At 64.9% G+C, this 13,172-nt stretch carries 12 protein-coding genes; 10 read left to right on the top strand and 2 right to left on the bottom strand.

Going from position 1 to position 13,172, the window contains the following annotated elements:
- Positions 1-256 precede the first annotated feature (256 nt).
- Positions 257-1,573 carry an NAD(P)/FAD-dependent oxidoreductase gene (locus DB032_RS17035; protein WP_107800516.1) on the top strand — a complete coding sequence of 439 codons (1,317 nt, stop codon included), beginning with the start codon at positions 257-259 and terminating at the stop codon, positions 1,571-1,573.
- A gap of 114 nt (positions 1,574-1,687) precedes the next feature.
- Complete coding sequence (locus DB032_RS17030; RefSeq protein ID WP_107800515.1) at positions 1,688-3,010, top strand: MFS transporter; 1,323 nt, start codon at positions 1,688-1,690, stop codon at positions 3,008-3,010.
- Position 3,011: 1 nt separating this feature from the next.
- Here DB032_RS17030 and DB032_RS17025 read toward each other — a convergent pair whose 3' ends face one another.
- Positions 3,012-3,380, bottom strand: coding sequence for an Mth938-like domain-containing protein (locus tag DB032_RS17025; protein WP_107800514.1), 369 nt, complete (start codon positions 3,378-3,380; stop codon positions 3,012-3,014).
- 247 nt (positions 3,381-3,627) lie between these two features.
- On the opposite strand from DB032_RS17025, the gene DB032_RS17020 reads away from it, so the two are divergent.
- The 4 genes from DB032_RS17020 to thrC all read left to right on the top strand — a co-directional run bounded on the left by DB032_RS17020 (position 3,628) and on the right by thrC (position 8,142).
- A complete protein-coding gene (locus DB032_RS17020; RefSeq protein ID WP_107801954.1) occupies positions 3,628-4,860 on the top strand; it encodes a pyridoxal phosphate-dependent aminotransferase in 1,233 nt (410 codons plus the stop codon).
- Positions 4,861-5,097: 237 nt separating this feature from the next.
- Positions 5,098-6,408: a homoserine dehydrogenase gene (locus tag DB032_RS17015; protein WP_107800513.1), complete on the top strand. Its 1,311-nt coding sequence runs from the start codon at positions 5,098-5,100 to the stop codon at positions 6,406-6,408.
- The gene (locus tag DB032_RS17010) at positions 6,401-6,733 is read left to right on the top strand and encodes a hypothetical protein (protein ID WP_107800512.1); all 333 of its coding nucleotides are present in this window, start codon (positions 6,401-6,403) and stop codon (positions 6,731-6,733) included. The genes DB032_RS17015 and DB032_RS17010 overlap by 8 nt, the downstream gene beginning before the upstream one ends.
- The gene (gene thrC, locus DB032_RS17005; protein WP_107800511.1) at positions 6,733-8,142 is read left to right on the top strand and encodes a threonine synthase; all 1,410 of its coding nucleotides are present in this window, start codon (positions 6,733-6,735) and stop codon (positions 8,140-8,142) included. Before DB032_RS17010 ends, thrC begins: the two co-directional genes overlap by 1 nt.
- Positions 8,143-8,266: 124 nt before the next feature.
- On the opposite strand, the gene DB032_RS24835 is transcribed toward thrC, so the two are convergent.
- A complete protein-coding gene (locus DB032_RS24835; protein ID WP_107800510.1) occupies positions 8,267-10,300 on the bottom strand; it encodes an autotransporter outer membrane beta-barrel domain-containing protein in 2,034 nt (677 codons plus the stop codon).
- A 153-nt stretch (positions 10,301-10,453) separates the two neighbouring features.
- On the opposite strand from DB032_RS24835, the gene flgA reads away from it, so the two are divergent.
- The 4 genes from flgA (at position 10,454) to DB032_RS16980 (ending at position 13,115) form a co-directional block, all read left to right on the top strand.
- Entirely contained in the window at positions 10,454-11,128 is a 675-nt protein-coding gene (flgA, locus tag DB032_RS16995) for a flagellar basal body P-ring formation chaperone FlgA (protein WP_227104876.1), read from the top strand.
- Between the two features lie 119 nt (positions 11,129-11,247).
- A complete protein-coding gene (gene flgM / locus DB032_RS16990) occupies positions 11,248-11,544 on the top strand; it encodes a flagellar biosynthesis anti-sigma factor FlgM (RefSeq protein ID WP_019100618.1) in 297 nt (98 codons plus the stop codon).
- Between the two features lie 23 nt (positions 11,545-11,567).
- Positions 11,568-12,032, top strand: coding sequence for a flagella synthesis protein FlgN (locus DB032_RS16985; RefSeq protein WP_107800508.1), 465 nt, complete (start codon positions 11,568-11,570; stop codon positions 12,030-12,032).
- 162 nt (positions 12,033-12,194) lie between these two features.
- Complete coding sequence (locus DB032_RS16980; RefSeq protein ID WP_107800507.1) at positions 12,195-13,115, top strand: CobD/CbiB family protein; 921 nt, start codon at positions 12,195-12,197, stop codon at positions 13,113-13,115.
- Positions 13,116-13,172 lie beyond the last annotated feature (57 nt).

Here is a 13,172-nt window from a genome sequence, read left to right as displayed (position 1 = left end):
ATTCTTCTCCTCTTGCGCGGCCATTCTTGCCGGCCGCGCCTCGCCCTGATCTTCCCCCTTGTACCGTCCACAGCGTGGCGGCGCCTTGCCCGGAGGCTGCTTTTTATAATGTCTTCGGCATTTTGTGGCACGGAAAGATTGGCTTGCCCTGCCAGTCTGTGCATACTTCCGTTTTGATCTGAAGCAAGAACTCACTAAACAAGCGTGCTGCCGCCAGAACGCTTGTTTAGTGATTTCTACCTTGTAAGGATCTGTCATGTTAAGTCGCAATTCCGCATTGCCCAGCATCGTCGTCGTCGGCGGCGGCGCCGGCGGCCTGGAGCTGGCCACTCGTCTGGGACGCAGCTTGGGCGCGCAACACAAGGCCCGCGTCGTGCTGGTCGACGGTTCGCCCACCCATATCTGGAAACCGCTGCTGCACGAGGTGGCCACTGGCGCGCTCAACACCGGCGAGGACGAGGTCAATTACTTCGCCCATGGCTATCGTAACGGCTACGAGTTCGAATTCGGCTATATGCAGTCGCTGGACACCGAGCGGCGCTGCATTCAGCTCGCCGAAGTGCGCGACGCCGGCGGGGAGCAGCTGAGCCCGCCGCGCGAGGTGCCCTACGACTGGCTGGTGCTGGCGGTGGGCGCGGAAGCGAACGACTTCGGCACGCCCGGCGTCGGCGAGCACGCGATGTTTCTGAACACCCCGGACGACGCGGAGAAGCTGCGTCACCGGGTGCTGGAACTGGCCTTCCGCTGCAGCAGCGGCCAGCAACCGCTGTCCAAGCTGGGCATTGCCATCGTCGGCGGCGGCGCCACCGGGGTGGAACTGGCGGCGGAGCTGAACCACACCCTGTGCGAACTGCATCATTACGGCGCGCGCCTGCAGCCGGAGCGCGTGGAAATCAGCGTGATCGAAGGCGCGGACCGCATCCTCGCCGCCGCGCCGCCGTCCTTGTCCGCTTACGCCCAGGAGCAATTGGCCGCGCGCAACATCAAGGTGCTGACCGGCAGCCGGGTGGCGGCGGTGCGCGCCGACGGCGTGGAATTGCAGGGCGGCGACAAGGTGGCGGCCGACATCACCGTCTGGGCCGCCGGCGTCAAGGCGCCGACCTGGCTGGCCGGCCTCGCCGGCTTGCAGACCAACCGCATCAATCAACTGCAGGTGGATAAGTGGCTGCGTTGCCAGGGCGCCGCCTGCGTCTACGCCTTGGGCGATTGCGCCGAGGCGCCGGACGGCGACAGCGGCCGCAATCTGCCGGCCACCGCCCAGGTGGCGCACCAGCAGGCGCGTTATCTGGCGGACGAATTGAGCCGGCGCGTGGCTGGTCGTCAGGGCAAGCCCTTTGTCTTCAAACCGCAGGGCATGCTGGTGTCGCTGGGCAAGCACAGCGCGGTGGGCAGCCTGGCGGCGGTGGTCGGCCCCAAACGCGATTACTATGTGGAAGGCCTCGGCGCCAAACTGATCTACAGCTCGCTGTACCGCATGCATCAGGCGGCGGTGCATGGCTGGGTGCTGGCCACTCTGCTCTACGTCGGCGACAAGCTGCGCCGCGCCGCGCGGCCGTCCTTGAAGCTGCACTGAGCCGCTCCCGTCCAATGCCAAGCCCACCTTCGAGGTGGGCTTTTCGTTGACGCGGCTTGACCGGGCGGCGGTTTGCGAACATCTTTATTGCCATTTGCATAAATGGGGATGGGGATGACGCAAGCTTCTCGCCTGGAGATAGACGCCTGGCTGGATCAGCGGCCGCTGGGCGGGTTTCAGCGCCGGCTGCTGCTGATCTGCGGCTTGCTGATGATTCTGGACGGATTCGACGTGCAGGCCATGGCCTACGTCGCGCCGGCGCTATTGGCGGACTGGGGCTTGGCCAAGCCGGCCTTGGGGCCGGTGTTCAGCGCCGGCTTGCTGGGTCTGCTGCTGGGCGCCTTGCTGTTCAGTCCGCTGGCGGATCGCTTCGGCCGCCGTACCTTGCTGCTGCTGTGCACCGTGTGGTTCGGCCTGGGCATGTTGGCCACCGGCTTCGCCGCCACGCTGGAGCAGCTGCTGTGGCTGCGCTTCCTGACTGGTCTGGGCCTGGGAGGCATCATGCCGAACGCGATGGCGCTGGCCGGCGAGTACAGCCCGAGCCGGCGCAGAGTCAGCATGATGATGCTGATTTCCTGCGGCTTTACCGTCGGCGCGTTGCTGGGCGGCTTGTTGGCGGCCTGGCTGGTGCCCGCGCATGGCTGGCGCGCGGTGTTCCTGGCCGGCGGCGTCGCGCCGCTGCTGCTGGCGCTGTGGATGTGGCGGCAATTGCCGGAGTCGCTGCAGTTTCTGTTGTCGCGGCAAAGGCGGGAACAGGCGCTGGCCTGGCTGTGTCGTCTGGACCCGGCGATGAGCGGAGCGGCGGCGTCCAGCCTGGCGCTGCGCGAACCCGTCGCCGCGGCGTCGTTGCCGCATTTGTTTCGGGCCGGCCGCGCGCGACTGACGCTGACCTTGTGGGCGCTCAGCTTTCTGAACCTGCTCTTGCTCTACTTCCTGTCCAACTGGATGCCGGCCTTGGCGCGGGACGCCGGCCTGAACACGCAAAACGCCATCCTCGCCGGCGCCGCGCTGCAACTGGGCGGCGTGGCCGGCACCTTGCTGTTGGGGGTCTGGATAGACAGACTGGGTTTCTTGCGGGTGATGCTGCCCAGTTTCGCGCTGGCCGCCGCCGCCGTGGCCATGCTGGGGCAGTGGGGGGCGCAGCAGGCCGGCTTGTTCGGCTTATTGTTCGCCGCCGGTTTTTGCGTGGTGGGCGGCCAGCCGGCGATCAACGCCCTGGCGGCCAACGCCTATCCCACCTCCTTGCGCGCCACCGGGGTGGGCTGGAGTCTGGGCGTGGGCCGGGTGGGCTCGGTGTTGGGACCGTGGCTGGGCGGCGAGCTGCTGCGCCAGGACTGGAGCCTGGCCAGCCTGTTCATGCTGGCGGCGACGCCGGCCTTGCTGGCGGCCTGGCTGGTGTGGATGTGCCCGCAGGCGGCGCGGCCGGCCGCCGTCTGAGTCAGATCGCCAGCAACGCGGCGACGACGCGGCGGTCTTCCGCCAGCAGGATGTTGAAGGTGCGACAGGCGGCCTGGGTGTCCATGGTTTCCACGCCTATGCCGGCGTTGGCCAGCGCGGCGGACAGGCGTGGATGGCAAAAGCGCAGGCTTTTGCCGGTGCCGAAGAGCACCACTTCCGGCTGCAGCGCCAGCAGCGCGCTGAAATGGCTTTCCTGCAAAGCCTCGAAAGCGTCCACCGGCCAGGGTGCCACGCTGTCCGCGGTGACGATCAGATTGCCCTCGTGGCGCTGGGCGTTGATTAGAACATGGCCGTCGCCATAGCCGGTGAACAAGTTGCGGCCTTGCCCCAGCGATTGCTGCATTTTCATGTGAGCGGATTCCCGATTGCGAGCGCTGCGGCGGACGGCCCTTTCCGGGCGCGAATACCTGCTGCAGTGCATCAGAGATTGGGATAGGATTATAACTCGACCCCGCCGCTGATTGCCGCCACAACGTCAACGTGGTCATCGCTTCAGCGGGGACATCCAAAGAGATCAGATGAAAGAACACAAACCGCGCCGCCAGGGCAAGACCGCCGTCTCCGGCGGGCGGCAAGCCACGGAAACCATTGTCGTCATGCAGCCAGTCCATAAATCGCAAAAACTCGCCAACGTTTGTTACGACATCCGCGGTCCGGTGCTTGAGCACGCCAAGAAGATGGAAGACGAAGGCCATCGCATCATCAAGCTGAACATCGGCAACCCGGCGCCGTTCGGCTTCTTCGCGCCGGACGAAATCATCGAGGACGTGATCGTCAACCTGCCGTCCGCCTCCGGCTATTCCGATTCCAAGGGCCTGTTCGCTGCGCGCAAGGCGATCATGCATTACGCCCAGCAAAAGCAGCTGCCCAATGTGGGCATGGACGACATCATCGTCGGCAACGGCGTGTCCGAGCTGATCGTGATGTCGATGCAGGCGCTGCTGGACAACGGCGACGAAGTGCTGGTGCCGGCGCCGGATTACCCGCTGTGGACCGCCGGCGTCAGCCTGGCCGGCGGCAAGGCGGTGCATTATCTGTGCGACGAAGTGCAGGGCTGGTTCCCCAGCATCGACGACATCCGCGCCAAGATCACGCCGGCCACCCGCGCCATCGTGGTGATCAACCCCAACAATCCCACCGGCGCGGTCTACCCGCCGGCGCTGCTCAAGCAGATCGTGGAAGTGGCGCGCCAGCACCAGCTGATCATCTACGCCGACGAAATCTACGACAAAGTGCTGTACGACGAGGTCAAGCACACCTCCATCGCCTCCTTGGCGCCGGATCTGTTCGTGGTCACCTTCAACGGCCTGTCCAAGAATTACCGCGCCTGCGGCTACCGCGCCGGCTGGATGATTCTGTCCGGCGAGAAGAAACACGCCAAGGACTATATCGAAGGCCTGAACATGCTGGCCTCGATGCGCTTGTGCGCCAACGTGCCGGCGCAGTTCGCGATCCAGACCGCCTTGGGCGGCTACCAGAGCATTGACGATCTGGTGGCGCCGGGCGGCCGCCTCGCGCGCCAGCGCGACCTGGCGCACAAACTGCTGACCGACATTCCCGGCGTCAGCTGCGTCAAGCCGCAGGGCGCGCTCTACCTGTTCCCCAAGCTGGATCCCAAGATCTACCCGGTCGGCGACGATCAGCAGTTCATCTTGGAACTGCTGCAGGAGGAAAAGGTGCTGCTGGTGCAGGGTTCAGGGTTTAACTGGATTGCGCCCGATCACTTCCGCGTGGTATTCCTTCCCAACTCGGACGATTTGGTGGAGGCCATCGGCCGCATCGCGCGCTTCCTGGAAAACTATCGCAAGCGCCACGGCGGCGAAGCCTGAAATCATGGCGGCTTGAGCCGGCGGACGGGGGCTGCGGCCCCCGTTTGGCCATCAGGCTTTCCTTGACAGCGGATAGCGTCCGCTGCCAAGGAAAACTTGGGACACGCGCCCGCTGCGCCAGCAGCGGCCTGGCGGCGCGGCTCTTGATCAGGGCCGGCCGCCGGCGCGGGCCGCGCGCAAGGATCTTGCGCCTGGCCGCCGCGGGCAGGGACAGAATACTAGAGACAGGGAGCAAGAATGAAACCGATCAATATCGGCCTATTGGGCGTGGGGACTGTCGGTGGCGGCACCGCCACCGTTCTCAAACGCAACGCCGAGGAAATCAGCCGCCGCGCCGGCCGTCAAATCCGCCTGCTGCAGGCGGCCAACCGCAATCAGGCGCGCGCGCAATCGCTGCTGGGTCCGGACGTGGACGTGGTGGCCGATGCGATGCAGGTGGTGAACAACCCCGACGTCGACATCGTGGTGGAACTGATAGGCGGCGACACCGTGGCCAAGGAACTGGTGCTCAAGGCCATCGCCAACGGCAAGCACGTGGTCACCGCCAACAAGAAGCTGCTGGCGCTGCACGGCACCGAAATCTTCGCCCGCGCCCAAGAACAGGGCGTGATGGTGGCCTTTGAGGCCGCGGTGGCCGGCGGCATCCCCATCATCAAGGCGCTGCGCGAAGGCCTGTCCGCCAACCGCATCGAGTGGATAGCCGGCATCATCAACGGCACCTCCAACTTCATCCTGACCGAGATGCGCGACAAGGGCGCGAGCTTCGCCGAAGTGCTGGCCGAGGCGCAGCAGCTGGGTTACGCCGAAGCCGATCCCACCTTCGATATCGAAGGCCATGACGCCGGCCACAAGCTCACCATCATGGCGGCGCTGGCCTTCGGCATCCCGATGCAGTTCGACCGCTGTTACCTGGAAGGCATCAGCAAGCTGGAAGGGCGCGACATCAAGTACGCCGAGGAGCTGGGCTACCGCGTCAAGTTGCTGGGCCTGACCCGGCGCACCGCCGCCGGCGTCGAGTTGCGCGTGCACCCGACGCTGATCCCGGCGCGCCAGCTGATCGCCAACGTCAACGGCGTGATGAACGCGGTGCTGGCCAAGGGCGACGCGGTGGGGCCGACCTTGTACTACGGCGCCGGCGCCGGCGCGCTGCCCACCGCCTCCGCGGTGGTGGCCGACATCGTCGACGTGACCCGCTTGCTGACGGCGGACCCGGAGCACCGCGTGCCGCATCTGGCTTTCCAGCCGGACCAGCTGCAGAACCTGCCCATCCTGCCGATCTCCGACGTGGTCAGCTCCTACTATCTGCGCATCGGCGCCGCCGACCGCGCCGGCGTGCTGGCCAACATCACCCGCTTGCTGGCGGAGAACGGCATCTCGATCGAGGCGGTGATCCAGAAAGGCTCGGTGTCCGACGGCACCGCCGAGGTGGTGATCCTGACCCATCGCGTTCAGGAACAGGCGATAGACCGCGCCATCACCGGCATCGAGGCGCTGGAAAGCATTACCGGCAAGGTGGTGCGCCTGCGCATGGAAGAGCTGAATGATTAAACGCTGGCTGACCGGCCTCGGCGCCGGTCTGATCCTGGCGAGCGCCGGGGCGACGCCCTTGTCCCCCGGTCAGCACAGCCTGTTGCAGGGCTTTTTGATGCGAGGCTGCGTCAAGCGCACGCCGGCCTCGGACGGCGTCGGCCAGCGCTCCTCGGAGCAAGTGCAGAAATACTGCCAATGCGCCAGCCAGCATCTGGCCGGCCGCTTCTCCTCGGAAGAGGTGATGGGCGTGCTGACCGGCCAGATCAAGAAAGACGACCCGCGCGGCAAACAGCGGATGAAGGACGCCTCCGCCGCCTGCGCCCAATATCTGGAAACCCCCTGATGCGTTATATCAGCACCCGCGGCGGCATGGCCCCGCAATCGTTCAGCGACATCCTGCTGATGGGCCTGGCGCCCGACGGCGGCCTGGTGTTGCCGGAAAGCTATCCGCAGATCGGCCGCGAGCAGCTGGACGCCTGGCGCAGCCTGTCCTACGCCGAATTGGCTTTTGAAATCATTCGCTTGTTCGCCACCGACATCCCGGAAGACGATCTCAAATCCATCGTCGAGCGCACCTATACCCGCGCGGCTTTCGGCAGCGAGGCGATCACGCCGCTCAAGCGGCTGCACGACGGCCTGGCCGTCCTGGAACTGTCCAACGGCCCGACGTTGGCCTTCAAGGACATGGCGATGCAGCTGCTGGGCAATCTGTTCGAATACGTGCTGGCCAGGAAGGGCGAGCGCCTGAACATCCTGGGCGCCACCTCGGGCGACACCGGCAGCGCCGCCGAGTACGCGATGCGCGGCAAGGCGGGCATCCAGGTGTTCATGCTGAGTCCGGACGGGTTGATGAGCCCGTTCCAGCGCGCGCAAATGTACAGCCTGCAGGACGCCAACATCCACAATATCGCGATCAAGGGTATGTTCGACGACTGCCAGGACATCGTGAAGGCGGTGCAGAACGACCATGCTTTCAAGGCGCGCCACAAGATCGGCACCGTCAACTCCATCAACTGGGCGCGAGTGGTGGCTCAGGTGGTGTATTACTTCAAGGGCTATTTCAACGCCACCGCCGGCAATGAGGAGAAGGTCAGCTTCTGCGTGCCGTCCGGCAACTTCGGCAATGTCTGCGCCGGCCACATCGCGCGGCAGATGGGCTTGCCGATAGAACGCCTGCTGGTGGCCACCAACGAGAACGACGTGCTGGACGAGTTCTTCCGCTCCGGCGCCTACCGTCCGCGCGGCACGGCCAACACCTATGTCACCTCCAGCCCGTCGATGGACATCTCCAAGGCGTCCAACTTCGAGCGCTTTGTGTTCGATCTGCTGGGACGGGACCCCGAGGCGCTGAAAGCGCTGTGGCGCCAGGTGGACGCCGGCACCGGCTTCACGCTGTCCGCCGCGCAAACGGCCGCCGCGGCCGAGGTGTTCGGCTTCGCTTCCGGCAAGAGCGCGCATGCGGACCGGTTGGCCACCATTCGCCAGCTGGACCGCGAAGACGGCGTGGTGGTGGACACCCATACCGCCGACGGCGTCAAGGTGGCGCGCGAGCTGCGCCGCCCCGGCGAAACCGTGGTTTGCCTGGAAACCGCCTTGCCGGCCAAGTTCGCCGCCACCATACGCGAAGCGCTGGACCGCGATCCGCCGCGGCCGGCCGGTTTCGACGGTCTGGAGGACTTGCCGCAAAAAGTGTCGGTGTTCCCGGCGGACGCCGGCGAGGTCAAAGCCTTTATCGAGTGCAGTTTGAGCTGACGCGCGTCGGACGAAAAAACGGCCCCCAGGGGCCGTTTTTTTTTGCGTCCGCCGCGGCGTTAGAGCCTGTTCAAGGCCCCGTTCCATCCCTCTCGCCGACGCGCGACAGACATTGAACAGGCTCTTAAAACGTCAGCGCCACGCCGATATTGCCGGCGGTCTGATTGCTGCCGCTGCGGCCGCTGGCGGCGCTGAGCTGGCCGAACATCGACACGCTCTTGCTCAATTGGGCGCTGAGACCGGCGGTCCATTCCAGCCAGTCCGCCTTGGGCTTGCCCAGCTTGACGCTGTAATCGCCCAGGGTGGTGGCCAGGCCGGCGGTGACCACGCGGTCGTCGCGCTTGAACTCGTGCGCGTAGCTGAGTTTGGCGTAGGGGCTGAAACGGCCGATGTCGGCTTCCAGCTGCCAGCCGACGCGCGCCACCAGGGAGGTGCCGTTTTGCGCGTTGAAGGCCATGCTGCTGCTGTTGCCTCCTTGCTCGGTGAAGCCGTTCACCTTGACGTGGGCGTAGTCCAGGCCGGCGATGGGGCCGGTGCGGTAGGCGCCCAGCGGGAAACGGTAGCCGCCGCCGATGCGCAGGCCGTATTGGCTCTGGCGCGCCGTGCCGTTCAGCGTGATCCGGGCCGCGCCCAGCGAGACCTGGCGACGGGTGTCGATATCGCCGGCGCCGATGTGGGCGTCGCCGTCCAGCCAGAACCGCTCCTGCTTATAGCTGAACAGCGCGCTCATCAAGGTGCTGCGGTCGTCTACGCTGCCCGGCGTGGCGATGCCGTTGATGTCGGTCTTGCCGTTCTGGCGGGACATCGCCAGTCCCAGGCTCAGCGCCGGACTGGCCTGGAAGTCCAGACCCACGGTGTACAGCCGGCCTTGCGGCTTGGCGGATACGTCGTCGTAGCCGACCTTGTCGTCGTTGAAGGCGCCGCTGACGAAGGCGCTGACCGCGCCGACTTCGCGCTTCTGCGCGCGGATGGCCTGGTAGCGGCTATCCAGCGTCCCGCCCAACTGGCGGGCGTTGTTCAGCGCGGACTCCGGCAGCGCGCCGGCGAAATAGGGCGCTTGCAGCAGGCCGTATATATAGTCGCCAATCAGCTGATAGGCGGCCGGAGTGGGGTGCAAGGCATCGGTGAACAGATAGCTTTGCCCAGGTATGACGGCGGCCAGGCAGTACAGCGCGGACTGAGGGCAGGCCGCGCCGGAGGTATTGCTGAAGCCATAGGCTTGCGGATTGGCCAGAAGCTCCGTGAACAGACCCGATATATTGGCCCTGACGATCCCGTGTTGCAGATTGCCGGCGCTAAGCGCCATGTCTACCAACTGGTTGTAGCCGCTGGCGCCTTTCTGAAGATTGGGCTGCACCGCGGCGTAAACGCTGCTCAGCGTGCCGGCGCTCAGACCGGCGGCGGTCTCCGCCTGGCTTAGCGCCTGATTGATCAGGGCGGGGGAATTGCTGGTTTGACCGGAGCTCAGTATCTGCCATGCGGCGCCCCAGGCGGCGACGACTTTGCCGGCGTTGCCGGCGCCGGGCAGAGCGGTCTGAATGGCGGCGAGCACAGAGAGTGGAGCCGCCGAGATATCAGGCAGATTGGGCAAGATGATGGTATTGGCCCCGGCGGCCTTGAGCGCGGCCACGGCTTGTACGGTGTAGCCGGCGGAGGCGCCCAGATAGGCGGTCGGATCGCTTTGGCTGCCGGCGGCAATGACGTCGTTGCCGCCTATCCAGATGGCGTAGGCCGCGTTGGGGTCGGCTTTTTGGCCTTTCTGGCCCAGATAAGCGTTGATCTGGCCCGGCAGGTCTGTGACTGCGATCGCATCGGCTGCAGGGGTCTGGCTGGGGGTGTCCGGATTGGTGTTGGGCGGGCTGGCCGGCTGCGCGCGCGCATCGCCCTGAGCGTAATTATTGCCCGCAGTATTGGCGATGTGGCTGTTTAGGCTGTTGTTGGGCGATACGTTCTGGCCATAGTGCTTGGCTAGGACTTCGGCCCAGCCGGTGCCGTAGCCCAAGGTCCATCGGGCGTTGGATGGCAGGCCGCCCAGGCCGCCGAAGGCGCCGGTGTCGGTCAGACTGTCCCCGAAAAAATAGAAATTGCTATAGGCGTTGGCGGCGGCCGGCAGGGCCAGCAGAGTGGCCACGGCCAGCGTGTTCAGGCGCTTGCGCATTTGGAATGTCCCCTTCCGGATAAAACTTTGGTTTTATTTAATTTAGATTTAAGAGTCTAAGCTCTATTCGAACGATTATTTGAATGTATGCATCGCATTGTCAATAGCGGCCCCAGGCTGCAGCCCTGGGCCCGCTTGCGCTAGAATGCGGGAATGCGACGTTTACTACTGTGGATGATGTGCTGCGCCTGGAGCGTGGCGGCGTCGGCCGCCATGCAGGATCTGGGGCGGCTGGAGGCTTTGGCCGGCGACTTTCTCAAGCACGAGTTGTCGATGCGGCCGGCCACCTGGACGCTGGGGCAGCTGGACCGCAAGCTGGCGGTGCCGGCCTGCGCGCAGCCCAAGGCGGATTGGGCGACGCCGGGGGTGACCACCGGTTCCACCTTCGTCGCGGTGTCCTGCCCGGAACTGGGGTGGGCGCTGCGGATTCCGGTGCGGATCAATGAAAAGAAAATGGGCGTGGCTTTGAGCCGCGCGGTGGCGGCCGGCGAGGTGCTGAGCGCCGCCGACCTGCGCCTGGTCGAGGTGGCCAACCCCAGCCTGGCGCGCAATGTGCTGGACGATCTGCAGCAGGCGATAGGCAAGACCATGCGCTCCGGCGCGCCGGCCGGCGCCTGGCTGCGCAGCTTCATGGTGCGCGCGCCTTATCTGGTGAACAGCAACCAGCGGGTCAAAGTGGTGGCCTCGGGCGAGGGCTTCGCCGCGGCGGCCGACGGTTTGGCGATAGGCAATGCCGCCGAGGGCGAGCAAGTGTCGGTGCGCATGGCTTCCGGGCGGGTGATACGCGGGCAAGTTCAAGCGGACGGCAGCGTGATGGTGATATATTAGAGACGGTTCGCCGGCAGGTCTCGGCGCGCAGCGGCGGATAATTGGGCGAAAGTCTTCAAGATATTGTTTTTCCGTCCGATAATAGAGGTAATCCAGGTTCCCTTTGGGAAGGCCATGCCATGAAAGTAGATAACTCGGGCAAGCTGTCAGCAAGCTACAGCACCCAGAACAAGGCGGCGCCGCGCGACGCGGCCGCCAACGCCAACCCTGCCGCCAGTGGATCCGACAGCGTGACGATCAACCCTTTGGCCAGCCGTCTGAGCGCGGTGGAAAGCAAGGTCAGCGGCGATTCCGGCTTCGACGCAGGCAAAGTGGCCGCGATCAAGTCGGCGATAGCCGCGGGCACCTTCAACGTCAATCCGGAGAAGATCGCCGACGGCTTGATCGCCTCCACCAAGGAATTGTTGGCGCGCTGAGCGCGCGCAGGTGAGAGTCAGGCATGAACGTTGTTGAAGAATTCTGCCAGCTGTGCCGGGCCGAGAGCGCTCTCGTCGCCCGGCTGATCGCATTGCTGGAGCAGGAACAGAAGGTGCTGGTGCAGGGCTTTGACGTTCAGTTGGACGCCCTGGCCGAGAGCAAGAGCGGCGTGTTGGACCTATTGGCCGTCAGCGCCGCCCAGCGCGGCGAATTGATGCGGCGGATCGGCGTGCAGGACAGCGAGACGGTTTACATCTGGCTGGCGGACAAGCCGGAGGCCAGCCTGGCCTGGACCGGGCTGGAAGAGGCGATCCAGCGGGCGCAGAGCATCAATCAGCTCAACGGCAGCTTCATCGATCAGCGCTTGTCGCTGGTGGAGGGCGCGCTGAACACCTTGAAGGACGCCGCCGCGTCCACCGTGGGCTACGACAAGGCCGGCCAATTGCCGGAACTGGCCGCCGGACGACGCTTTCTCGGCTCCGCCTGAGCGTTTGAAGCCGTTCCCGAGGGGGCATGCAAGAGCGCCGTTGCGGCGCTCTTGGCGTTTCCGTCCGACGGTTTTAGAGTCTATTCTCAAGGAGCAGTGGGAATGCCCTGGCCTTTATGGTATCTTCCTCTCCGGGCCTGAGAAAACCACTATCCGGAACCAATGACCCTGATTTCCTTGATTATCGCTCTGGCACTGGAGCAGTTGCGGCCCTTGGGCAATCGCAATCGCGTCTGGCTGCTGTTCACCCGCTACGCCAATCATTTGGAACGCAATCTGAATGCCGGCTCCAACCGTCATGGCGTGTTGGCGTGGTCCTTGGCGATCGTGCCTGCGGTCTTGCTCAGCTTGCTGATCTATTACGCGCTGCACGCCTTGAGTCCGATTCTGGCGATGTTGTGGAATGTCCTGGTCTTGTATCTGACCATGGGTTTCCGCCATTTCTCCAGCGCGTTCTCCGAAATCTCCCAGGCCTTGGCCGAAGGGCGGGATCTGGACGCGCGCGCCTCCTTGGCGAACTGGACCGGACAGGGCACCGCGGAGCTGTCGGTTGAGGAAATTTCCCGGCTGGCGATCGAGCAGGGGGTGGTGGACAGTTACCGCCACGTGTTCGGCACCATGTTCTGGTTCGTGCTGTTGCCGGGTCCGGCCGGCGCGCTGTTGTACCGCCTCTGTTCTATGCTGAATCAGAAATGGGGCAACCGCGACGCGAACGAGGACCCGTTCGGCCGTTTCTCGGCCAGCGCCGCCGCTTGGCTGGACTGGATTCCGGTGCGTTTGACCGCCGCCAGCTTCGCCATCATGGGCGATTTCGAGGATGCGGTGTATTGCTGGCGCTCCCAGGCCAAAACATGGGGGAACTACGCTAATGGCATTTTGTTGGCTTCGGCTGCGGGTGCGATCGGCGTGAAATTGGGCGATCCGCTCAGACAGGATTACTCCATACGCTTCCGGCCCGAACTGGGCTTGGGCGACGAAGCGGACCCCAACTACCTGAAAAGCGCGGTTGGTCTGGTCTGGCGTTCCGCCTTGCTATGGTTGGCCGTAATCCTGCTGCTCAGCGTCGCAAGCCACATGGGCTGACGACCCAACGCCGCCGTTCGGGCGGCGTTGCCTTGTCCGTTCGTGTCATTTGAATAC

This window comes from Chromobacterium sp. Panama (assembly GCF_003052555.1).
GTDB lineage: Bacteria > Pseudomonadota > Gammaproteobacteria > Burkholderiales > Chromobacteriaceae > Chromobacterium.
This window is presented reverse-complemented; position numbering and strand designations above follow the sequence as displayed.